Source organism: Thalassospira profundimaris WP0211 (assembly GCF_000300275.1).
Lineage (GTDB): Bacteria > Pseudomonadota > Alphaproteobacteria > Rhodospirillales > Thalassospiraceae > Thalassospira > Thalassospira profundimaris.
In genome coordinates this window covers 299,733-322,341 of record NZ_AMRN01000003.1, presented here as the reverse complement: position 1 = coordinate 322,341, position 22,609 = coordinate 299,733, and the positions used below count along the sequence as shown (strand labels likewise).

At 56.1% G+C, this 22,609-nt stretch carries 20 protein-coding genes; 14 read left to right on the top strand and 6 right to left on the bottom strand.

Annotation, left to right across the window (positions count from 1 at the left end; translation table 11 throughout):
- The first annotated feature begins 19 nt into the window (after window positions 1-19).
- On the top strand, window positions 20-541 hold the full coding sequence (locus TH2_RS08215) for a TRAP transporter small permease subunit (RefSeq protein ID WP_008889950.1): 522 nt from the start codon (window positions 20-22) through the stop codon (window positions 539-541).
- On the top strand, window positions 541-2,088 hold the full coding sequence (locus tag TH2_RS08210) for a TRAP transporter large permease (protein WP_008889949.1): 1,548 nt from the start codon (window positions 541-543) through the stop codon (window positions 2,086-2,088). Before TH2_RS08215 ends, TH2_RS08210 begins: the two co-directional genes overlap by 1 nt.
- A 74-nt stretch (window positions 2,089-2,162) precedes the next feature.
- Here TH2_RS08210 and TH2_RS08205 read toward each other — a convergent pair whose 3' ends face one another.
- The 6 genes from TH2_RS08205 to TH2_RS08180 all read right to left on the bottom strand — a co-directional run bounded on the left by TH2_RS08205 (window position 2,163) and on the right by TH2_RS08180 (window position 8,921).
- Window positions 2,163-2,618, bottom strand: coding sequence for a DUF3237 domain-containing protein (locus TH2_RS08205; RefSeq protein WP_008889948.1), 456 nt, complete (start codon window positions 2,616-2,618; stop codon window positions 2,163-2,165).
- 10 nt (window positions 2,619-2,628) lie between these two features.
- Window positions 2,629-3,924 carry a TRAP transporter large permease gene (locus TH2_RS08200; protein WP_008889947.1) on the bottom strand — a complete coding sequence of 432 codons (1,296 nt, stop codon included), beginning with the start codon at window positions 3,922-3,924 and terminating at the stop codon, window positions 2,629-2,631.
- On the bottom strand, window positions 3,917-4,504 hold the full coding sequence (locus TH2_RS08195; RefSeq protein ID WP_008889946.1) for a TRAP transporter small permease: 588 nt from the start codon (window positions 4,502-4,504) through the stop codon (window positions 3,917-3,919). Before TH2_RS08195 ends, TH2_RS08200 begins: the two co-directional genes overlap by 8 nt.
- 65 nt (window positions 4,505-4,569) lie before the next feature.
- Window positions 4,570-5,598 carry a TRAP transporter substrate-binding protein gene (locus TH2_RS08190; protein ID WP_008889945.1) on the bottom strand — a complete coding sequence of 343 codons (1,029 nt, stop codon included), beginning with the start codon at window positions 5,596-5,598 and terminating at the stop codon, window positions 4,570-4,572.
- Window positions 5,599-5,803: 205 nt separating this feature from the next.
- Entirely contained in the window at window positions 5,804-7,054 is a 1,251-nt protein-coding gene (locus tag TH2_RS08185) for a thiolase family protein (protein ID WP_008889944.1), read from the bottom strand.
- 4 nt (window positions 7,055-7,058) lie between these two features.
- The gene (locus tag TH2_RS08180) at window positions 7,059-8,921 is read right to left on the bottom strand and encodes a feruloyl-CoA synthase (RefSeq protein ID WP_040823091.1); all 1,863 of its coding nucleotides are present in this window, start codon (window positions 8,919-8,921) and stop codon (window positions 7,059-7,061) included.
- 244 nt (window positions 8,922-9,165) lie between these two features.
- On the opposite strand from TH2_RS08180, the gene TH2_RS08175 reads away from it, so the two are divergent.
- From TH2_RS08175 to TH2_RS08120, 12 genes are all read left to right on the top strand, one after another.
- On the top strand, window positions 9,166-9,930 hold the full coding sequence (locus TH2_RS08175) for an SDR family NAD(P)-dependent oxidoreductase (RefSeq protein ID WP_040823089.1): 765 nt from the start codon (window positions 9,166-9,168) through the stop codon (window positions 9,928-9,930).
- Window positions 9,931-9,962: 32 nt separating this feature from the next.
- Window positions 9,963-10,742 (top strand): crotonase/enoyl-CoA hydratase family protein, encoded by a 780-nt coding sequence (locus TH2_RS08170; RefSeq protein ID WP_008889941.1) that lies wholly within the window; start codon window positions 9,963-9,965, stop codon window positions 10,740-10,742.
- A gap of 156 nt (window positions 10,743-10,898) precedes the next feature.
- Window positions 10,899-11,951, top strand: a complete 1,053-nt coding sequence (locus tag TH2_RS08165) for a TRAP transporter substrate-binding protein (protein ID WP_008889940.1) — start codon at window positions 10,899-10,901, stop codon at window positions 11,949-11,951.
- Between the two features lies 1 nt (window position 11,952).
- Window positions 11,953-12,513, top strand: a complete 561-nt coding sequence (locus tag TH2_RS08160; RefSeq protein WP_008889939.1) for a TRAP transporter small permease — start codon at window positions 11,953-11,955, stop codon at window positions 12,511-12,513.
- Window positions 12,510-13,832 carry a TRAP transporter large permease gene (locus TH2_RS08155; RefSeq protein WP_008889938.1) on the top strand — a complete coding sequence of 441 codons (1,323 nt, stop codon included), beginning with the start codon at window positions 12,510-12,512 and terminating at the stop codon, window positions 13,830-13,832. The genes TH2_RS08160 and TH2_RS08155 overlap by 4 nt, the downstream gene beginning before the upstream one ends.
- 26 nt (window positions 13,833-13,858) lie before the next feature.
- Window positions 13,859-14,338: a MarR family winged helix-turn-helix transcriptional regulator gene (locus tag TH2_RS08150; protein ID WP_157193935.1), complete on the top strand. Its 480-nt coding sequence runs from the start codon at window positions 13,859-13,861 to the stop codon at window positions 14,336-14,338.
- Window positions 14,339-14,360: 22 nt separating this feature from the next.
- Complete coding sequence (locus TH2_RS08145; protein WP_008889936.1) at window positions 14,361-14,822, top strand: acyl-CoA thioesterase; 462 nt, start codon at window positions 14,361-14,363, stop codon at window positions 14,820-14,822.
- 11 nt (window positions 14,823-14,833) lie between these two features.
- Window positions 14,834-16,456, top strand: coding sequence for an acyl-CoA dehydrogenase family protein (locus tag TH2_RS08140; RefSeq protein WP_008889935.1), 1,623 nt, complete (start codon window positions 14,834-14,836; stop codon window positions 16,454-16,456).
- Between the two features lie 112 nt (window positions 16,457-16,568).
- Window positions 16,569-18,323 carry a sensor histidine kinase gene (locus TH2_RS08135; protein WP_008889934.1) on the top strand — a complete coding sequence of 585 codons (1,755 nt, stop codon included), beginning with the start codon at window positions 16,569-16,571 and terminating at the stop codon, window positions 18,321-18,323.
- A complete protein-coding gene (locus TH2_RS08130) occupies window positions 18,292-19,662 on the top strand; it encodes a sigma-54-dependent transcriptional regulator (RefSeq protein WP_008889933.1) in 1,371 nt (456 codons plus the stop codon). The genes TH2_RS08135 and TH2_RS08130 overlap by 32 nt, the downstream gene beginning before the upstream one ends.
- 244 nt (window positions 19,663-19,906) lie before the next feature.
- Window positions 19,907-21,244, top strand: a complete 1,338-nt coding sequence (locus TH2_RS08125; RefSeq protein WP_008889932.1) for an ABC transporter substrate-binding protein — start codon at window positions 19,907-19,909, stop codon at window positions 21,242-21,244.
- 21 nt (window positions 21,245-21,265) lie between these two features.
- On the top strand, window positions 21,266-22,579 hold the full coding sequence (locus TH2_RS08120) for an ABC transporter substrate-binding protein (RefSeq protein WP_008889931.1): 1,314 nt from the start codon (window positions 21,266-21,268) through the stop codon (window positions 22,577-22,579).
- Window positions 22,580-22,609 lie beyond the last annotated feature (30 nt).

Here is a 22,609-nt window from a genome sequence, read left to right as displayed (position 1 = left end):
CCTTTCACGGGGAGATGTCATGCAACGCCTTGCTGATGCACTTGACCAGATAAACCACTGGACCGGGATGACCGTGCGCTGGTTCGCACTTCTGATGGTTCTGTTGCAGTTTACCGTGGTCTTGCTGCGCTATGTTTTCGGGTTCAGTTCAATCGCGCTTAATGAAAGCGTTCTGTATCTGCATGCCGCTTTGTTCATGTTGGGGGCGGGCTATACGCTGTTGGTTGATGGCCATGTCCGGGTGGACATTTTTTATGCCGCAGCCACCGACAAGACCAAGGCGCGGATCGATGCCTTTGGCTATGTGGTTCTGGCAATCCCGTCGATGGCAGCCCTGCTGTATTGGACCTGGCCATCGGTGATCAATTCGATCTCGATGATGGAAGGGGCGATTTCGGTGGGGGGCATTCCGGCCGTCTGGTTTTTGAAATCCCTGATCCCGGCCTTTTGCATTCTGTTGATTATCCAGTCCGTCGCCTGCTTGCTCAGGCAGGTGGTTTTGCTGCGCGGCAATGTTGAAGATCAAGGCGGTGCGAAGTGATGGAATATCTTGATCTTTTGATGTTTGCCGCCCTGATGGGCTGCATCCTTTTGGGCTTTCCGGTGTCGTTTTCGATTGCCGGAACGGCGGTGATTTTCGGCTATCTCGGCTGGGTCACCGATACGATGAATATCGGCCTGATGGGGGCGTTCGGGCAGCGCGTGTTTGGCACACTGACCAATGATGTTCTGATCGCGATTCCGCTGTTTGTCGTTATGGGCGTTGTCCTTGAACGGTCGCGCATTGCCGAAGATTTGCTCCATACCATGGGCCGACTGTTTGGTCAGTTGCGCGGCGGTTTGGGGATTTCGGTAGTACTGGTGGGGGCGTTGCTCGCGGCCTCGACCGGGATTGTCGGGGCCACCGTGATTGCCATGGGCATGATTGCGCTTCCGACCATGTTGCGCACCGGCTATAACCCGAAAATGGCATCGGGCCTTGTTTGTACCGCGGGCACATTGGGCCAGATTATCCCGCCCTCGACGCTTTTGATCATTCTGTCGGACGTGATGTCGTCGGCCTATCAGCAGGCGCAATATGAACAGGGCAAGTTCACGATTGAAACCATTTCGGTCGGGCAGATTTTTGCCGGTGCGCTGATCCCGGGTCTGACGCTGGTGGCGATTTATATCATCTATATCCTGCTGCGCGGGCTGATACGCCCGGCCGATATGCCACCGGTTCAAAGTGATGATGGCCGCCCCAGTGCGGGCGAAGTGGTCGGTGCGGTTTTGCCGCCTGTGCTTTTGATCATTGCCGTTCTTGGTGCCATTCTGGGCGGGGTCGCCACCCCGACCGAGGCTGCATCAGTGGGTGCGATTGGTGCGATCCTCATGGCGGGCGTCCGTCAGGGGGCGAACCGCAATCTGGTTCTGACCGGGACCGTGGCACTTTTAATCCTGGCGATCATGGCCGGTGTCGCGCCGGTGCGTTTCCAGCGCAGTGACCTGACCGGTGTTGATTATGCCCTGGGTGCTGGGTATGTGGCGCTGGCCGTTATCGGGATTATCGCGATCCTCGCCTGCCTGCGTCAGGCATGGAAAGCCGACATTCTGAAATCGGCGCTGACATCGACCATGACGGTCAGTTCAATGATCTTTGCCACCATCCTGACGGCCAGCATGTTCTCGCTGGTGTTTATCGGGCTGGGCGGCGAAGACCATGTCGAGGAAATTCTTGAATCGATGCCGGGTGGCCCGACAGGGGCGCTGATCTTCTGCATGGCGTTGATCTTTGTGCTGGGCTTCTTCCTTGATTTCGTCGAAATCACGGTGATCCTGCTGCCGCTGATTGCGCCGGGGCTGATCATGATGGGCCATGATCCGGTGTGGCTTGCGATCCTGATTGCGATCAACCTGCAGACATCGTTCTTAACACCACCATTTGGCTTCTCGCTGTTTTACCTGCGCAGTGCCGCCCCGCCGGAAATCACCACCGGCCAGATTTATCAGGGCGTGGTGCCGTTTATCGCGCTTCAGCTGTTTGGCATTTTCGTGATCTGGCTTTGGCCGTCACTGGCCAACTGGCTGCCAAGCGTGGTGTTCTAGGCAAAGAACTGAAAATGAAAAACGCCCCCGATTTATTGGGGGCGTTTTTGTTTGGGGTATGGCCAAAGCGGCTATTACAGGACTTCGTAAACCGACACATAGACCGTGCTTTTTTCGCGCTGCCCGGATCCGACAAAGATGCGATGGTTCAGCCAGCTATAGCGTTCATCGCCGGTTTCGAACCGGGGCTGGGTGCGCATGTAATATTTCGACGGATCGACATGTTCGCCGCGTGCAAGCGCGTCCAGAACATCCTTCGGACCATGCCGGAACCCGAAATTGCGGATATCAATCAGCGCCCCGTCATGGGTTTCGATGCAATATCGGGTATCAAGTTCGGCCACACCGTTGTCGAAAACGGTTTGCCAGTCCGCCCCCAAAGCCAGAACACGGCCGTTCAACGATTTGCCTTCGACATGCCCGCCAATGATCGGAATGATCCGGCGTGTGCCACGCATTGAGTTGCCAAGCTCCATCGGGGTTTCCAGCTCGACCGTCAGATCGCAAAAATGTTCAAGTTCAAGCTTCATATCGGCCTCTTTAGTTCATGGTCGTCGGCAGGAAAAGAACGATGGATGGCACAGCAACCAAAAGGATCAGGCGAATGATGTCGACCGCAACAAACGGGATGACGCCCTGAAACACCTTTTGCAGGGGCACTTCGCGGGCAATCGAATTGATGACAAAGACATTCATCCCGACAGGCGGTGTGATCAGGCCAAGTTCGACCGTCATGACAACGATGATGCCAAACCAGATCGGATCAAACCCCAACTGGGTGACCACTGGAAACACGATGGGCACCAGAAGAATGATCATAGCCATCGCATCAAGGATGCAACCCAGCAACAGGAAGAACACAAGGATCAGCGCAAGCGTCGGATAGGCCCCGATATCAAGCCCGAGCAGCCACGCGGTGATCTTTTGCGGGGTCTGGGTGATGGCCAGAAAATAGCCAAACAGGATCGCACCGATCAGGATGGTATAGATCGCAACCGAGGTGCGCAGGGCCTCGACCAGACTATCAAGAATGCTGCGCCAGCCAAGCCGCCCCCGGATCACCCCGATCAGGGCGGTCAGGACAGAGCCAACCGCCGCAGCCTCGGTCGCGGTGACAACACCCAGATAGATGCTGCCGATAATGGCGATGAACAGGGCCAGAACCGCCCAGACATCGCGCAAGGATCGAATGGCGTTGCGCAAATCAAACGGTTCGCCCGCCGGCAACCCACGGGCATAGGTCACCCGAAAGGCCAACATATACATCACAATCGCCAGAAGACCTGGGATGATCCCGGCAATGAAAAGCTTGCCGACATCCTGTTCGGTGATGAAGCCATACACCGCCAGGACAACCGATGGCGGGATCAGAATGCCAAGCGTTCCACCCGCGGCAATCACACCGGTCGCGACATGATCGCGATAGCCGCTGCGCTGCATTTCCGGCAATGCGACCTTGGTCATGGTTGCCGCCGTTGCCACCGATGATCCCGATATGGCGGCAAACCCGGCACAGGACGCAATGCTCGAAAGCGCCATGCCGCCCCGAAATGATCCCAGCCACGCCTGCCCTGCGCGAAACAGTTCGCGTGACATGCCGGAATTGGTGGCAAGAACGCCCATCAGAATAAAGAACGGAATGAGGCTGAGGTTAAAGTCGGTGATGGTGCGGATCGGCGATTGCGCCAGCAGGTTGAGTGCCGGCGTCGGGCCGACGATTGCGGCAAAACCGCCGACACCGACAATCCCCATCGCAATGCCGATCGGCACCCGAAGCAGCATCAAGGCAAACAGCGCAACAAACCCGCCGAGTGCGACAAAATCGGCTTCAGTCATCAAATCCCCCTGAACCACCAGTTTGCTTTTGTTTTTGCGGGTCGGAGGCAATATGCGGCTCTGACTCGGCGGGTTCAAAATCATCCAGACCGGCATTGGTTAGCGCGATCATCAAGGCACGCGCCAGAATGGTCAGCATGCTGACCGCAACGCCAAGCCAGATCAGCCCCATGACCGGCCAGACGGGAACCTGCAGATCAAATGTCGTCTCGCCGCTGTTATAGGCGCTGGTGACACGCGCCAGCATCTTCCAGCACAGCAAGCCGGTGAAACCCAGCAAGACCATCCAGGCAAAGAAATCCGTCCATCGGCGAACACGCGCGGGCAGCATCAGGGCAAACAGATCGACCTTGATATGCGATCCACGATACCCCACGCAGGCAAAGCCCCACATGATGACCACGCCCAGAAACAGGCGCGAAAAATCAAATGCATCGGGGATCGGCCATGCAAACAGGTAGCGACCAATTGCGGATGCCAGAACCAGCAACGTGATCACCGCAAGCAAAATGGCCGAGACCATTTCGACCTTGCGCGAAAAGGCTTCGAGATATGTCAGGGAGCGATGAAGAACCCGCATGATTTATGCACTTTCAGAGGTATCGGCAGCACCGGGATACGATGCCGCCGATACAGGGAGTGTCATCAATATTTGGCGTTCTCGGCTTCGAGCGCGTCGATGAAGGCCTTGTAAATGGCATCGGCGTCACCGCCCTTGGCCGTAACGCTTTCGCGCCATTGGGCAACAAGCGGTTCGGCGGCATCGCGCCATTGTTGCAGTTCATCGGCGGTCGGCTGATACAGTTCGTGATCGCCAGATGCCATCATCTTGTCGCGACCCGATGCCTCGTTCTCGGCCCAGCCCTTGGAAAAACGACCGGACCATTCCGGCGTGCAATGATCATCCATCACCTTGCGGTTTTCGGCGGACAATCCGTCATAGACACCACGATTGATCACAAGGATCTGCGAGGACACATAGAACGGCATATCGAGGTGATATTTGGTTTCCTGATCAATTCCGAAGATATAGATCGAGTTCCACGGGAAGGTGATTGCATCTGCCGTGCCCTTGGCGATTGCTTCGCGGGCCTCGGGGGCTGGGACCTGAACACTTGCCCCACCCAGCAGGTTTACAAACCGTGCCATGGTGGCATGGGCCGGACGCACCGCATGGCCGTTGATATCTTCTGGCACGCGGACCGGCATTTTTGAATGGATGGTGCCGGGATCATGCGGGTTGACCAGACAGAGTTTGACTTCCGGCATTTCCTGTTCGGCGTAGTTGTCATACCACTTGTGAAGGGCGACCGATCCATTGACCGCATCCTTCACATTGAAAGGCACCTCGGTCAGGCCATAGATCGGGAAACGCCCGGCCTGATAACCCGGATTGATATAGCCGATATCGGCAATGCCATCGCGGGTCATGTCATAGTGATCAGGTGCTGAGCCCAGCTGTTGGGCCGGGAAAATGGTGAAGTCGATTTTACCCCCGGATACCTCGCGGATGGAGTTTGTCCATTCTTCAAGACCCATGGTTTGAACCGGATGGGTTGGCGGCAACCAATGGGCCAGACGGAAATTCACTTCCTGGGCAGACGCACCAGAAATGGCAGACATGGCGGCAACTGACGCCAAGGCAATCACTGAACCAAGTTTAAGTCGTTTCATTGTTTCCTCCCTGAGAAAACCGACACCGGCAATTTTGTTTTTGTTGCCTTGTCTGTCGGTAACTCGATTTGATCAAACCACCCTTGGAAGCCTTTGCCCCATGGGTTGGGCTGATCGCCAAACCGGGCACAAAACCAATGTCCCGGTCAAAAATAACGTCTCCGTTTGTCGCGACCCGGCGCGGCTGATGGCGCCCTGGATCGTGCTATGCCAATTTCGTGTTTTCGATCAGAACAGCAATGCCCTGTCCGCCACCAATGCAGGCCGATGCGATGCCATAACGCTGACCGGATTTGACCAGTTCGCGCGCCAGCGTATTGGTGATGCGAACCCCGGTTGCGCCCAGCGGATGACCAATGGCAATCGCGCCGCCATTGACATTGACCTTGTCTTCATCAAGACCAAGTTCGCGGATGCAGGCCAGGATCTGTGCCCCAAAGGCCTCGTTGATTTCGATCCGGTCAATCTGATCAAGGGTCATACCGGTTTGATCGAGAACAGCCTCGATGGCCGGGACCGGGCCAATGCCCATGATTTCCGGCGGCACACCGACAGCTGCGCCTGCGATGATGCGGGCACGCGGTGTCAGGCCGTGTTTGCGGGCGTAATCGGAACTGCCCAGAACAACACCGGCCGCGCCATCCACCACGGCTGATGAATTGCCACCGGTCTGAACCCCGCCAAAGGCCGGGCGCAGTTTGGCCAGAATGTCATAGGGCGATGGCCGGATGTGGCTGTCGCGGTCGACCTGATCGATCTTGCGCGGCAGGCGGATGGAGCGCGGATTACCATCGGCAAATTCAAAGGTTTCGTTGGTCACGGTCGCAATTTCACCAGCAAGGAAGCCGTTTTCCTGTGCGCTCACGGCACGGGCAAAGCTGCGTTCGGCAAAGCGATCCACTTCTTCGCGGGTGATGTTGTATTTCTTGGCAAGATTTTCCGCCGTGTCGCCCATGGAGCAACTGACCGCCGGATCCAGAAGCGCTTCCCACAGGAAGTCCTTGAATTCGACCTGCCCCATGCGAAAACCACTGCGATGGGTGTAGGCGGCAATCGGATTGCGGCTCATGGATTCAGTCCCTACACAAAGGGCAAGATCCCCACGACCGAGTGAAATATGATCAGCAGCCTGCAGGATGACTTCGATCCCGGTGCCACATATCCGCTGCACAAGATGGGCGGGGCGATCCACCGGCACCCCGGCGTAAATCCCGATATGGCGCGGCGTCATATAGGCATCATAGGATGCCTGGGCCATCGATCCGGCGACGGTGAAATCGATATCAGCGGCGCTCACCCCGGCATCTTCGATGGCCGCGCGGGCGGCCTTGATGCCGAGATCAATCGGGGAGACCAGCCCGAAGGCCCCGGTATAATCGACAAACGGTGTGCGTTTTCCGCCCAGCAGCCAGACATCTTCAAATTCGGTCCGAAGACCTTTGGCGTTCGCAGTCATCTGCTTATCCCTTTTTGGCAATCATGACCCCGGCGGGTGACGGGTCGGTATAAAGTTCGGCGACCTTGTCAGCGCGTTTGGTCAGAACCGCGCGCTGATTGATCGAGCCCTTGTCGGTGACTTCGTGCGCATCGAGTTCCGGCGAACTTTCAAGCAGGATCGCGCGCGCGACAAAGTTCGAACTGCCGGTGGATTTGGTCGCCAGTTCATTGAGGCATTTCTGGAAATGCGCCTGCACGGCCGGATGGATGGCGATGTCACGCTCCGACGCGGTGACGGGCAGATCCGGGCACAGTTTTTTGCAGGCGGTGAAATCGGCAAAGATCAGCGCACCGACATAGCCTTCGTTCAAACCGGTCAGCACGGCATCACGCACATAAGGCGCAAAGGTCTGGGCAATGGCGGTGCGGATGGCCGCAACATGCACCCAGGTACCGGTCGAGAGTTTGAAATCTTCGCAAACCCGACCATCAAACAGGAAGCCCCGTTCGATATTATCTGGATCAACAAATTTCAGGGCATCCCCAATCAGGTAATATCCTTCATCATCAAAGGACTCGCTGGTTTTATCAGGTTGCTTCCAATAGCCCGGTGTGATGCTGGGTCCCTTAAGGCGAACTTCAAGCTTTTCGGCATTGGGCACCAGTTTGATATCAAGCCCGACGGCTGGCAGACCAACACTGCCCGCCTGATCAACCGCCCAGGTGGTGGTAAAGGCAAAGGGAGCCGTTTCGGTGGAGCCATAGCCGGTGACGATGACGATCTTTTCGCCAACCGTGTCCTCGGCGATCTTTTCCAGATTGTCCCAGACATATTGCGACAAGCCGGCACCGGCATATTGCATGAGTTTGAGCTTGGCAAAGAACATCTCGCGCAGTGTTTTGTTTTCGCGCAGATGATGGACAAGTGCCTCGTACCCCTTGGGGACATTGAAATAGATGTTGGGCGATACTTCGCAAAGATTGCGCACGGTTTCATGAATACCGTCCGGGGTCGGTTTGCCCTGATCGATATAGAAACTGCCGCCATTATAAAGCGCAATGCCGAAATTATGGTTGCCGCCTGCGGTGTGGTTCCACGGCAGCCAGTCAACCATCACCGGTGGTTCATCCTGCAAAAACGCCAGCGCGTGACGCAGCATCATCTGGTTAAAACACAGCATCCGCTGGGTATTGATCACGGCCTTTGGCATTCCGGTGGAGCCGGACGTGAACAGGAACTTGGCAATCGTGTCTTCGGTGATTTTGCCATTGGCGGCATCGACCGCATCGGTCGGTGTGGTCTGACGAACATCATTGAAAACATCGCAGTCATATTGCGACAGCGGATTTTCCAGAACCAGCAGACGGGCATCCTTTGGCATGATGGCGGCCAGTGCCTTGGCATATTTGGCACCATCATCCACAAAGATCAGACCGGGGTTTAACAGATCACAGATATGGCGCAGCTTGGCAAAATCGGACGACACCAGCGAATAGGCCGGTGACACCGGCGCATAGGGAATACCGGCATACATCGATGCCAGCGCAAGAAGCCCGTGTTCAAGGCTGTTGCCCGACAGGATCAGGACTGGGCGATCTTCGGACAGGTCCTGTTCGATGAGGTATTGCGCAAGACTGCGGACCTCGTTTCGGGTTTCAAGGAAGCTTCGTTTTTGCCAGCCGCCGGTTTTGTCGCGGTCGGCCAGAAACATATGATCGGGTGTTTGTTGCGCCCAATGGTCAAGCTTGTCGGTGATGGCGCGCGGATAGTCATCCGGCGTTTCCGTGGATCGGATATAGATCGTGCCGTTGTCCTTTTTGGACATCGAGACACGCGTATCTCCCATGCGAACCGGACGGAGTCCGGGTTCAGCAATCATAGGCATGAGACGAAACCTCCAGTTTTCATTTTCTTATTTGTTATAATTCATAACAATCATAATTCATCACATCAAGCGCAATATCTTTATGCGTGTACGCGGACCCAACAATTTGACCTTGAGTATAATTATGCTCGCGCGCGAGAGGTGCGAATTTCGATGCGATTTCAGTTGACTAATGACGATTGACGCCGCTCTTTTACTGTGTAAACATAATTGTTATAAAACATAACAAACTTTGGGTAAGGAAATGCAGCTCAATCAGGTTCCCGCCATCATTACCGGCGGCGGCAGCGGCCTTGGTGCCGCCACCGCACGCACATTTGCGGTTGCGGGCGCGAAGGTCGCGGTGTTTGATCGCAACGGCGATGCCGCCAAACGAGTCGCCAGTGAAACCGGCGGAATTGGCCTGGAAGTCGACGTCTCTGACCGAAGCTCGGTCGAAGCTGCATTCAAGACCGTGAAACAAAATCTTGGCCTGCCGCGCATCCTTGTGAATTGCGCGGGCATTGGCACCGCCAACCGCATTTTGCCACGCGATGGCAGCCTTCCGATTGAAGATTTTATCAAAACACTGAACGTCAATCTGACCGGCAGCTACATCACCATGAGCTATGCCGCGCAGTTGCTGTCGGAAGCCACCCCGGTAAATGACGATGGCGAACGCGGCGTGATCATCAATACATCGTCCGTCGGGTATGAAGACGGGCAGATCGGCCAGTGCGCCTATGCGGCATCAAAGGGCGGGATTGCGTCGATGACGCTGCCAGCCGCGCGCGAGTTGGCGCGGATCGGTGTGCGGGTGATGGCGATTGCGCCGGGACTGTTTTCCACCGCAATGACCGACACCCTGCCCGAGGAAGCCCGTCAGGCGATTGAAGCCAACATTCCGTTTCCCAAGCGGCTGGGCAAGGCACAGGAATATGCCGACCTTGCCCGCCATATCGTCGAAAATACCATGCTGAATGGCACCGTTGTTCGGATCGACGGCGCGGTTCGCCTGCAGGCGAAATAAAGACCAGATTGCTTTACGTAAGGAACAAGAACATGACCAACGGCGCGAATGACGTATTGAACGTCGCAATCAACGGATCGATTGCCCGTTTGACCATCACGCGACCTGAAAAGCGTAACGCGGTCAGCGATACTTTGATGGCAGCACTTGAGGCGTTTTTTGCCAATCCACCCGAAGGGGTCCGGGTTGTCATCCTTGCCGGTGAAGGCGGGCATTTTTCAGCCGGGCTTGATTTGGCCGAGCATGTTGCACGAAATGCCGCCGATACGATGCGCCATTCACGCAACTGGCACCGCATCATGGACATGATCCAGTATGGTGGATTGCCGGTGATTTCGTTGCTTAAGGGGGCGGTCATCGGTGGCGGCCTTGAACTGGCCAGTGCGACCCATATTCGTATTGCCGATGAAACCGCCTTTTTCCAGCTTCCCGAAGGACGCCGTGGCATTTTCGTTGGCGGCGGCGCATCGGTCCGGGTCGGCCGGATTCTGGGCGCGGATCGCATGATCGAGATGATGCTGACCGGGCGCAAATACAACGCCGAAGACGGCCTTCGCCTTGGCCTGACCCACTACGTCTGTGACAGCGAGGAAGCCGCCGAAGCAAAGGCCATCGAACTTGCCAATACGGTTGCCGAAAACGCCCAGCTTTCGAACTATGTCATGATCCAGGCCCTGTCACGGATCGAAGACATGGCGAAAACCGATGGCCTGTTTACCGAAAGCCTGTGTGCCGCCCTGACGCAAACCAGCGAAGATGCACAGGAAGGATTGAAGGCGTTCCTTGAAAAACGTGCACCTAATTTCAAGTAACCGCCTATAACAGAGCCGCAGATAATTGCGGCCATCAGATCGCATACCATAAGATCAAGGATCGGCAAGAAACCGCACAAAGCGGACGCCAGAACAATCAGGAAGGAACAGGGCCACCCAAAAAACCGGTGCGCCCATAATGTGAGGAGACGTTCGATGTCAGGATTTTCCGTTAATCGCCGCCAGATGCTCGGCATCATGGGCGGCGCACTTGCAGCCCCTGCAATCATTGGCAAGGCACGCGCAGCCGAAGTCACCCTTCGTCTGCATCATATGCTGCCGCCGGTGGCCCCGATGCACAAGGCGTTCTTCGAACCGTGGTCCAAGACCATCCGCGAACAGTCCGATGGCCGTATCGATATTCAGATTTTCCCGGCCATGCAGCTTGGTGGCAAACCACCGCAGCTTGCCGAACAGGTGGCAAACAACGTTGTGGATATCGCCTGGACCTTGACCGTCTACACGCCGGGTCGCTATCCGATTTCCGAAACGCTGAGCCTGCCCTTCATGGTGACAACCGCCGAGGCAACATCGGTTGCCATGCACAAGTTCATGGATGAGTTTGGTCAGGACGAATACCGCGGCATGAAGCCATTGGCCTATCATGTTCATGCCGGTGGCAAGTTCCACATGCGCGACAAGGCGATTGAAAATCAGGCGGATCTTGACGGCCTGCAAATCCGCGCCCCGAACCAGAATGTTGGTAAGGCCCTGTCCATTCTGGGTGCTGAGCCGGTCTTCTTCCCGGTCACGGAAATGGCCGTCGGCCTTGCCAATGGCGTGATTGATGGCACCTGCCTGCCCTATGAAGTGGTTCCGGCCTTCAAACTTCATGAATTGACGTCGGTGCATTGCGCCCCGGCAGAAGGCGGACGTGGTCTTTATGCCAACTCGTTTGCGCTTTTGATGGCGGGCAATGCCTATGACAATATGCCCGATGATCTGAAAGCAGTGATTGATGCCAATTCCGGTATCGACCTGTCACGCCAGATTGGCAAACAGTTCGATAGCTTTGAATCGGTTGGCTACAAAATGTGTGCTGATCGCGGCAACAAGTTCGTCGAGATTCCCAAAGACGAAATTGAACGCTGGCAGTCTGCGACCCAGCCGGTCGTCGATGAATGGATCGAGACGCTCAATGATGCCGGACATGATGGCAAGGCGATGATTGATCGCCTTAATCAGCTGATCGACGCCGAGACCGCCTGACATGTCAGGAGCCACCCGTGATCACAATGGGCGCGGCAATCGCGCTGCGCCCATTCATTTTCTTGGTCAGTTTGTTGATCGTGCCTGCATTGCATCCGCTACTGTTGCGGGTGCAGTGATGCTTGCTGTCGCCGTCACGGTAACGCTGTCAGTGACGATGCGATATATCGGCATTGGCGGCATTCGTGGTGACTTTGAAATTGTCGAAATGGGATGCGGGATTGCCGCATTTCTGTTTTTGCCGTTGTGCCAGCGCAAGGGCAACCATGTCATGGTCGACATTTTCAGCATGGCCTTCCCCCAACGCACCCGCACCATTCTGGATCAACTTTGGGAGATCCTGTTCTGTTGTGGCTGGGTGATTATTTCCTGGCGGGTCGCATACGGCCTGATTGATATGTTTGATTATAACGACCGCAGCATGCTTTTGAGAATGCCCACCTGGATTATCTACGGCTTCGCACTGTTCGGACTTGGGCTTTCAGCCCTGACCGCCTTGTCGAACGTGATCGAACAATTTGTTCGCCCAACCACCTCATCGCAAACGGATGCCCCACAATGAGCCCGGTTGAAATCAGCATCATTATGGTCGTCGTCCTGCTGGCGCTTATTTTCCTGCGCATGCCGATTGCATTGGCGATGGCCGTTGTCGGGGCGGGCGGATATGTGGTCCTGTCGGGATGGTTGCCGCTGTCGGCCTATCTCAAGACCGCGATTGTCGATAAATACATTTCCTATGACCTTGCCGTCATTCCGCTGTTTATCCTGATGGGGCAGATCGCCACCAGAACCGGTATCAGCCGCGCAATCTTTACCGCATCCAATGCCTGGCTTGGTCATTGGCGGGGCGGACTTGCCATGGCATCGGTTGCCGGTTGTGCGGCGTTTGGGTCGATTTGCGGATCCTCGATTGCGACCGCAACCACCATGGGCCGGGTGGCCCTGCCCGAAATGCGGCGCCACGGATATTCCGGCGCACTTGGGGCCGGAACACTTGCCGCGGGCGGCACACTTGGCATTCTGATCCCGCCATCGGTGGTTTTGATCATTTACGCCCTTCTGACCGAACAAAACATCGTCAAACTGTTCCTGGCTGCGACCATTCCGGGGCTTCTGGCCGTGCTTGGCTTTATTCTGGCGATTGGCGTTTACGTTCGCCTGTTCCCCGAAGAAGGCCCAGCACATGCCGGACTTCCGATGCGCGAACGCATCAGGTCGCTTGGCGGGATCTGGCATGTTGCGCTTGTTTTCATTGCCGTTCTGGGCGGGATTTATGGCGGTGTCTTCACCCCGGCCGAAGGGGCATCTGTTGGTGTGGTCCTGATTGCGTTGACCGGTTTTTTGATGCGCAGCCTTTCGATCAAGGGCCTTTTTGAATGCGTGATCGAGACTGCCGGGACCACGGCAATGATCTTTGCCATCATTTTTGGTGCGGATCTTTTCAATGTCGCCCTTGCCCTCACGCGGGTGCCGACCATGGCCGCCGAGTGGGTCGGCACGGCCGGGATCGCCCCGATGACGGTTCTGATGGTGGTGATCCTGTTTTACATCGTCATGGGGTGCATCATGGACAGCCTGTCGATGATCCTTCTGACCGTGCCGGTGTTTTTCCCGGCCTTCATGGCGATGGATTTCGGGATGGATCCGACCCATCAGGCGCTGTGGTTTGGTATCATCACCCTGATTGTTGTCGAACTGGGGATGATCACACCCCCGGTCGGGCTTAATCTGTTTATGATATCGGCGATGGCACCCGACATTCCGACCCGCAAGATTTTCCGCGGGGCGGTGCCTTTCCTGCTGGTCGAGTGCCTGCGCATCGCGATCATTGTCGCGTTCCCGGTACTGACATTCTGGCTGGTGGATATCGTCACAGGATAGCCGCGTCCAAAAAGATGGAGACACCGTTGCAAGCAAACAAAAAGAAGAAGAACGATACGGATACCGGTATTGCCGGATTGTCGCCCGACAGTCCGCTGCGCGGTTTTGTCGGCTATAACCTCAAGCGTGCCTATATGTCGATCCATAGCGATTTTGTCGCCAGTCTGACGCATCTTGATCTGAAGCCGACGACCTATAGTGCGCTTGCCATCATCAATGAAAACCCAGACATCAGTCAGACCGATCTGGCCAGATCCCTTGCCATGGAACGGTCGAACATTGTCGTCATGGTCGATGAACTTCAGGCGCGCGGATTAATCGTGCGCAACAAGGTGCCAACCGATCGTCGCGTTTATGCGCTGCGCACCACCGCCAAGGGGATCGAGCTTTTCCTTGAGGCCAGCCGTGCAGTTCAAAAACACGAAGACAAGCTTCTGGAAGGGTTTGATCCCGAAGAACGCGCGCACCTTGTAGAGATGCTGATCCGTATTCAGCAGGTCAAATAACGCTTAGATCAGGTAAGGTTCAATGTTGCGACTGTCCCGTGAAATCCGTGTTGAATGGGGTCACTGCGATCCGGCCCGGATTGTCTATAACCCGAACTTTTATGACTGGATGGAAGGCGGCCTTCTTGCCTTGTTGTCAGTTGCCGGGTTCGACCTTGCCACCATGATCGCAAAGGATGCCGATTTTCGCGGAACGCCACTTGTGCGTGGTGATGCCAGTTTTATGGCCCCTGCCCGGGTCGGGGATTTGATCGTGCATCATGTCGAAGTATCACGCTGGGGCGGCAAATCGTTTGACCTTTCCCATCGCTTTACGCTGGGTGAAACCACCTTGCTTGAAGGATCGCAAACCCGCGTCTGGGGCCGTGCCAACCCGGACAACCCGGCAAGTCTGGTTGCTGTTCCCGTGCCCGATGCGGTCAAGGCCGCCTTGTCAGAAAACAAGGTTATCCGCCTGACACTCCATCAGGAAACGCAAGTTTAAGAGACGCCGCCGTGATCCCCTTCAAAGCCCCGATTGACGATATTCTGTTTGCCCTGTCAGTGACCAGCGATGAAAACGGTGCTGCGGAACACGGCTTTGATGCGGAAATCACCCGCGAAATTCTGGATCATTTTGCCCGCTTTGCCGAAGACGTCATCGCCCCGATTGACGAGCCGGGCGATCAGGAAGGCTGCCGGATCGAAAATGGCCGGGTCCGGATGCCATCGGGTTTCAGCAACGCCTATCAGGCCTATGTCGAACAGGGATGGCAATCGATTTCACTGGCCGAGGAATTTGGTGGTCAGGGCGCCCCGGCCACCGTCTGTGGCGCGATCAGCGAAATACTGGCCGGGGCCTGTCATTCGTTTCAGATGGTCACCGGACTTGTCCCTGGTGCCGCCAGGCTGATTGCGCAATTTGGCACCGATGACCAACGCCAGACCTGGCTTCCCAAACTGGCATCGGGCAGCCACCTTGCCACCATGTGCCTGACCGAACCGCAAGCAGGATCGGACCTTTCAGATATCCGCACGGTCGCAAGCCCGCAACAAGACGGCAGTTGGGTTCTGTCCGGGGAGAAGATCTTTATTTCCGGTGGGGATCAGGATCTGAGTGATGAAATCCTGCATCTGGTTCTGGCGCGGACCGGCACCCGCGAAGACGGGGTTCGGGGGCTGACCCTTTTTCTCTGTCCGTCACATTCGAGCGAGACCGAACGCAACGCCATCACGGTCACCCGGATCGAAGAAAAGATGGGTTTGCATGCCTCCCCCACCTGCCAACTGGTGTTTGATGGCGCAATCGCCACCCCGATTGGCCCGGTTGGCAAGGGGTTAATGTGCATGTTTACCATGATGAACCATGCCCGCCTTGATGTCGCCTTGCAGGGGGTGGCACATGGCACCCGCGCCCATCACATCGCGCAAAGTTATGCCGCGGAGCGCAAGCAGGGCCGTGACCGAAACACCGGCCAACCGATTGCAATTGATCAGCATCACGACGTTGCGCGCATGCTGGCCCGTCAGGACATGCTGGCGATGACCGGCCGCTTGATGGCCTATAAGACCTTTGCGTTGATGGAGACCGGTACAAATTTCGACCTGATCGAATTCCTGACCCCGATTTGCAAATCGTTCTGCACCGATGCCGGGGTTGAAGCTGCCCAGATCGGCATACAGGTGCTTGGCGGTTATGGTTATTTGCGAGAATACCGGGTGGAACAAACACTTCGCGATGCGCGCATCTGCCAGATTTATGAAGGCACAAACGGCATTCATGCCCTGACCCTTGCCGGTCGATTGACCCGCCACAAGGACGGCGTAAGTGCCAAGGCGTTCGAGGCCCTGATCAGCGACCTGATCGCGGGCACCCGCAGCGATAGCGAGCTGGCAAAGCAACTTTTGGCATATTGGCAACAGATGACATCAGAAATCATCGCCAGCGATACGCCTGAAAAATTCGCCCACGATTATATGCAGATCAGCGCAGCAACCTATGGCGTGGCACTTTGGACGGAACTGGCGGATCGACTTTCAGCCGATCAAACCAGTCGCTATGAGAAATGCCTGGCGCAGGCAATGGAATGGGGTGCTGTGACACTCGCCTGCAGCACCGCACGTATGGCGCATCCCTAAAGCCATGGATGCCTCCTCGCCGTCAAACTCGAGCATTTAAATTAAACACGTTTCTTTGGCACGTGGGCCAATTTATAGTTCGAGAACCGAGTCCTAATTCAAGGGAACGCTTTTGGCCGGATTTCATTGGTCCCGAAATCAACGACTAAGCCTTGTTGGCCGATATACCTTGTTATCGGTCGGTGTTGTCGTGTGCGCGCTTCTGGCACTCAGTTTCTTTTATCAGCGCTTTTCCAATGAACTGATTGACCGTCTGACAGGCGAACGGCTCAGTGCGCAGGTCGCGGCGACGTCAAACAAGCTTTCTGCCTTTCTAGATGCGCGCATCTATCAGTTGGTCACCCTGTCAAACCACCCGGCCCTGCCGGCCTTTATTGAAGCGCCGAACTCCCCACAGGCGGAAGAGGCCCTGACGCTGCTTCGGGTGGAGGCAGATTCACCCGACCTTTATGGTGTGCTGTTTTTTGACTGGTACGATAATCTTGATCGGCTGGTCGCAGGCCAAGCCGCGTCGGGACCGCCTTATTGGTCGAAAAACGGCTGGGATATTTCCGGCCTTCCACGTGTCGAACATGAAGGCATTGAGTTTATCGGCCCCAAATTGCCTGAAAATGGTAATTCCGGCTGGATTTTAATGCGTGCACATATTCGCGATACCGGTCTGGGGCAGAACACGTCTGTCGCCCTGCATGTGCGTCTGGCATCCCTAACCGAGCTTCTGGCAAGTGCCGGGGTATCGGGCGTGATTGATCCGCTTTTGCGCACGCCGGGCGGCATTGTTCTTGATGCGACCGGGCGCCCGACCGAGGTCACTAGCGAGCTAATTGAAGGCCCCAGCATCCTTCCGGGATGGAACCTTGTGATGAGTGTTCGACCGGGCACCATCCTGCAACCGATTGATGAAACGCGCTTTTGGCTAGCGGTGACAGCCGCCGTCATCATTGTGGTTATTCTGGCGATCTTTTTTGCCCTGTCACGCAGCCTGCGGCGGCGGGTCGATACGCTTGTTCAGGGGGCACACAGTATTGCGTCGGGCGATCTGTATTACCGCCTGCCCGAAGGTCGCCGTCGCGATGAAATCAGCACGGTCGCCAAGGCCTTCAACACCATGGCATGGCAGCTTAAAGACCTGATTGATCGGACAGTACGCGCCGAAAAACTTGCCGTTCTGGGCCAGTTTGCCACCGGTGTCGCGCATGAGGTCCGCAATCCGCTGGCCACCATGAAAACCACCGTTCAGGCCCTTGTGCGCAAGGAGCCCGATGGCGAGCGCAAAACACTTTTGGATGATATGGGCCACCAGATTGATCGTCTGTCACGCGTGGTGAATGATCTTCTGGCTTATGGCCGACCCGGTGAAGCCTGCCCGCAGGAAACCGAAATACGGGATCTGTTCCGACAGTCATCGCGCGTCCTGACCCCGGTCGCCGAAGAGGCCCAGGTGCGGTTTTACACCAGCGGCGATTCCCGCCTGACGATCTTTGTCGACCCGGATCAGGTGCTGCAGATCCTGCTAAATATCGGGATCAATGCCATTCAGGCCTGCCAGCCCGGTGGCACGGTGAGCCTGCGCGCAGAACGCCACAAGGATCAGGTCGAGATCCGCGTCACCGATGATGGTTCGGGCATCCCCAAAGAGCATTTGCTTGACGTCGTGCAGCCATTTTTTACCATGAAAAGCAAAGGAACCGGACTTGGCCTGACAATCAGCCAACAACTGGTCGAGTCAAATAACGGTTCAATCAATATTGAAAGTGCCCCGCAAGAGGGCACGACAATCACATTGAAGTTCCCGGCAACGAAATCGGAAACTTCAAAGGAGGAAACATCGAAAAATGCCCCGCCAGATCAGGATTCTGATCGTTGATGATGAGGAATCATTCGTCCGATCACTAAGCTTTGCGCTTCGTACCGAAGGCATGGATGTCACCGGCGTCCATTCCGGTGAAGATGCGTTTTTGCAAGTCCGTGAAAACAAGTTCGATATCATCCTGCTTGATCTGCGCCTGCCCGGTGCCAATGGCATGGAGGTCCTTGATAGCATCCGCAAACTTGATATCGACGTGCCCGTCATCATGATTTCGGCCCATGGCGATACCCGTGCGGCGGTAAAGGCCGTCAAACTCGGTGCGGCCGATTACCTTAGCAAGCCGTTCGAACTTGATGAGCTGATCCACACGATCAACACCACCCTTGATCAGAACCGCACCGCACTTGAGCTTAATTACCACCGCAAGCGCAATGTCCCGACCAACGGTCTGATTGGCGAATGCGCGCCGATGCGCGAATTGCGCACAACGATCGACCGTGTCGCACAAAGCAGTGCCAGCCGCATCCTGCTGCAAGGGGAGTCCGGGACCGGCAAGGCGCTAGTTGCGCGTGCCATTCACGGCCAAAGCCCGCGTGCTTCCAACGCCTTTATCGAAGTCAACTGTGCCGCCCTGCCAGAACAGCTGATCGAAAGCGAACTGTTTGGTGCCGAAAAGGGCTCCTACACCGGTGCGCATCAGAAACGCACCGGCCTTGTCCGTCTTGCCGATGGTGGCAGTCTGTTTCTGGATGAAATCGGCGAATTGCCACTGGCACTGCAGGCAAAGTTCTTGCACTTCCTTGAAAACGGCGACTATCGCCCGGTCGGGAGCGAACATTCCGCATCGGCCGATGTCCGCGTGATTGCCGCGACCAACCGCGACCTTGCCGAGGAAGTCCGTCTGGGCAATTTCCGTGAAGACCTGTTTTACCGGTTAAATGTCATCACCATTGATATTCCGGCCCTGCGCCACCGCGGCGAGGACATTATCAAACTGGTCTACCATTTCGCCGATCATCAGGCCAAGGCCGAAGGGTGCCATCCGATCCATTTTGACGATGCAACCCTTGATCTGCTGCGCCACCATCGCTGGCGCGGCAATGTGCGCGAACTTAAAAACCTGATTGAGCGTCTGACCATTCTTTATCCGTCCAAACAGATTTCGCCGGACCTGCTGCCAGCTGAATTCCACGTCACGGATGATAACCCGGATGATCTGCATGGCGGAGTTTCGGATGGTAATGCGCAATTGCAGGACCGCATGGACAACACCGAGCGTCATCTGGTGCAAGACGCGCTTGATCAGGCCGACGGTCACAAAGGCCGTGCGGCAGAAATACTTGGTATTTCGCGTCATGCCCTGAAACGCCGACTACAAAGGCTGGGCCTGCAATAACGTATCCCCAACCCGAAGCATTTCCGATGCACCCTTGAGCGGTTTCCGCTCAAGGGTGTTTTGCTGTTTGAGCGCCTAACGCTCAAATTCGCGCTCAAGACCGCTCCATGATTTCGGCCCAAAACGGTCAATCGCGCGGCTTTCCTGACTTTGCGCCGAAATTTCGCAACTGGCACAGCCTTTGCGGAATAGCGAGACAAAGGTACAAACGCGGATGGAACAACCATTCGCAGGGAGGAAAGTCATGGAGATGTTCAAACACCCGGTTTCCGGGTGCATCACCATTATTGTAGCCACGTTCGTACTGTTTGCGGCCAATACCGCACAGGCAGAACGTTTTGAGCTGGGCGCATCTGCCCAGAACGCAGATGCTGTCATCGGCTGTTTGTACCCGATGACCGGACGGTCGGCCACCTATGGCCGCGACAGTATTTCCGGTATCAAGATCGCCCTTCAGGACTTGGAGGCCGAAGCTAAATCCGGCCTGGATGTGCCCAATCTGCGCGTCATCGCCGATGACCCGCGATCAAAGGCATCCTATGCAGTCCGTCTGGCACAGGATTTCATCACCAATGACAATGCCAAGTTCTTCTGCGGCATCGTGTCATCGGGTGTGGCCCACGCCGTAAGCGATCTCGCCAAGAACGAAAAGATCATCATGGTCGGTACCGACCATGCGTCATCGCGGCTCAGCATCGAGGCCGGTCACGATTATTACTTCCGCGTTACCAATGACAGCTGGACGTCGATGGCCGCCGGTGCGCGTTATTTACGCGATCTGCAAAAGGAAACCGGCTGGAAACGCCTTGCCTTTGTCGGACCGGATTATGATTACGGCCATGTTTCCTGGACGGATCTGCAACTCGCCCTTGATGAATTGGGCGTCGAATATGAGACCGTCGGCGATCTGTGGCCGAAGCTTTATGAGCCGGATTATTCGATCTATATCAACGCCCTGCAATCGGCGAAGGCCGACGTGGTCGTAACCGCCCTTTGGGGCGGGGACTTCATCGCCTTTATCAAACAGGCGGCATCAACCCGTTTCTTTGAAACCACCCGTCTTGCCAATTTCGATACCGGAGCCAATTACGATGTGATGATGGCCCTTGGCGATCAGCCCTATCCGGGTTTGATCCTGTCAGCGCGCCATCACAATAACTGGCCCGACACCGGACGTAACAAGCGGTTCGTCAAACAGTTTCACGACATGACCGGGCGTTATCCGACCTATGCGGCCGAAGGCGCCTATACCGGGATCATCGCCATTGCACGCGCCATTGAGAAGGCTGGCGGCGTTGACGATGACCGCGCGCTCATCACCGCACTTGAAGGATTGCAACTGGCCCTGCCCGAAGATCCGCCGGGCTTTGCATCATATATCGACCCCGAAACTCACCAGATTGTCCAGGCGCAAGCCGTGGGCACGGTCGTCCACAACGAAGACTTTCCGCCATCGAAACTGATGGTGGGGAACTGGGCGATCTACGATGCCGAAGACCTCAAACCATCAAAAGAGATGGTCAAACGTCGCCGCGATGCCGTGGCCGGCGGGTCGGAGGCAGTTCCACCGCCAACTCCATGACCTTTCCCAAGGGAGGAAATAGTGAAGAACAATAAATCAAAATTCAGCAAATACCTTGTATCGGGCGTCGCAGCGCTTGCCCTTGCAGCTGGCGCAGCCGGTTCTGCATCGGCCGCTGAGAACGGCAAATTCCGCGTCGGGATCGTGACCTTCCTGTCCGGTCCGGCAGCTGGTCCGTTCGGCGTTCCGTCGGCAAATGCCGCCAAGGTTCTTGTTGAAGAATTGAACAAGGGCAACCTGCCCGCACCATACGACAAGATCGGCATCAATGGCGCCGAAATCGAAGCCGTGATCATCGACGAAGCCGGTGGTGCAACCAAGCAGGTTGAAGAATATCGCAACCTTGTTCAGCGTCAGAAAGTCGATGCCGTCATCGGCTATGTTTCTTCGGGTGACTGCCTGGCAATTGCACCGGTTGCCGAAGAACTGAAAACCTTCACCATCGCATATGATTGCGGTACTCCCCGTCTGTTTGCGGATAACCCGGACGCGCAATACATGTTCCGTACCGGTCTTGACGCATCTGTCGATAACATCGGTGCTGTACGTTACCTTGCCGCGACCCGCCCGAACGTTACCCGTCTTGCCGGCATCCAGCAGAACTATTCCTGGGGTCAGGACAGCTGGGCTGACTTCACCGCCGCTGCATCGGCACTCCTCCCTGAAGCAGAAGTTGTCGAAGAACAGTTCCCGAAAATCTATCAGGGTCAGTACGGTGCAGAAATCTCTGCCCTGTCCGTGAAACGCCCGGAAATCGTTCACAGCTCCTTCTGGGGTGGTGACATGGAAGCCCTGGTTCTGCAGGCAAATGCCCGTGGCCTGCTTGAAGACGCCACCGGCCTTCTGACCTGCGGCGAAGCATCCTTTGCCACCTACAAGGATCAGGCCCCGAACGGCATGATCATCGGTGCACGTGGCCCGTTTGGCCAGTTTGCCCCGGACAACGAACTGAACACCTGGTTTGAGGGTGTCTATCAGAACGCTTATGACCTTGAGCCGGTCTATCCGGCAACCAAGATGGCCCAGGCGATCCTGGGTCTGAAGTATGCCGCCGAGAATGCCGGTGTCGCCGATAAGGAAATCCCGTCGGCAGAGCAACTTGCTGCTGCGATGAAAGGTGCAACCTTTGAGTCGGTTTCGGGCACGGTTGAAATGGCACGCGGCAATGGTCATCAGGCCATGCAGGGTATCACCTATGGTGAATACCACTACGAAGATGGCGTTGCCTCGATCAAGAACGCTGTTTCGTTTGATGGCGAATGCGTAACACCCCCGGAAGGTGTTGCTGCTGCGGACTGGATCGCAGACGGCTTCCCGGGCGCTAAGTGTAACTAAGTTGCCCGCTCTGTTTCACAGAGCTTCCTG

Coding starts and splice junctions, on each gene's coding strand:
- TH2_RS08210 (WP_008889949.1), top strand. CDS start 541: ATGGAATATCTTGATCTTTTGATGTTTGCCGCCCTGATGGGCTGCATC.
- TH2_RS08175 (WP_040823089.1), top strand. CDS start 9,166: ATGCAGCTCAATCAGGTTCCCGCCATCATTACCGGCGGCGGCAGCGGC.
- TH2_RS08205 (WP_008889948.1), bottom strand. CDS start 2,618: ATGAAGCTTGAACTTGAACATTTTTGCGATCTGACGGTCGAGCTGGAA.
- TH2_RS08145 (WP_008889936.1), top strand. CDS start 14,361: ATGTTGCGACTGTCCCGTGAAATCCGTGTTGAATGGGGTCACTGCGAT.
- TH2_RS08160 (WP_008889939.1), top strand. CDS start 11,953: ATGTCAGGAGCCACCCGTGATCACAATGGGCGCGGCAATCGCGCTGCG.
- TH2_RS08190 (WP_008889945.1), bottom strand. CDS start 5,598: ATGAAACGACTTAAACTTGGTTCAGTGATTGCCTTGGCGTCAGTTGCC.
- TH2_RS08165 (WP_008889940.1), top strand. CDS start 10,899: ATGTCAGGATTTTCCGTTAATCGCCGCCAGATGCTCGGCATCATGGGC.
- TH2_RS08200 (WP_008889947.1), bottom strand. CDS start 3,924: ATGACTGAAGCCGATTTTGTCGCACTCGGCGGGTTTGTTGCGCTGTTT.
- TH2_RS08215 (WP_008889950.1), top strand. CDS start 20: ATGCAACGCCTTGCTGATGCACTTGACCAGATAAACCACTGGACCGGG.
- TH2_RS08130 (WP_008889933.1), top strand. CDS start 18,292: ATGCCCCGCCAGATCAGGATTCTGATCGTTGATGATGAGGAATCATTC.
- TH2_RS08195 (WP_008889946.1), bottom strand. CDS start 4,504: ATGCGGGTTCTTCATCGCTCCCTGACATATCTCGAAGCCTTTTCGCGC.
- TH2_RS08170 (WP_008889941.1), top strand. CDS start 9,963: ATGACCAACGGCGCGAATGACGTATTGAACGTCGCAATCAACGGATCG.
- TH2_RS08185 (WP_008889944.1), bottom strand. CDS start 7,054: ATGACTGCGAACGCCAAAGGTCTTCGGACCGAATTTGAAGATGTCTGG.
- TH2_RS08180 (WP_040823091.1), bottom strand. CDS start 8,921: ATGCCTATGATTGCTGAACCCGGACTCCGTCCGGTTCGCATGGGAGAT.
- TH2_RS08155 (WP_008889938.1), top strand. CDS start 12,510: ATGAGCCCGGTTGAAATCAGCATCATTATGGTCGTCGTCCTGCTGGCG.
- TH2_RS08125 (WP_008889932.1), top strand. CDS start 19,907: ATGGAGATGTTCAAACACCCGGTTTCCGGGTGCATCACCATTATTGTA.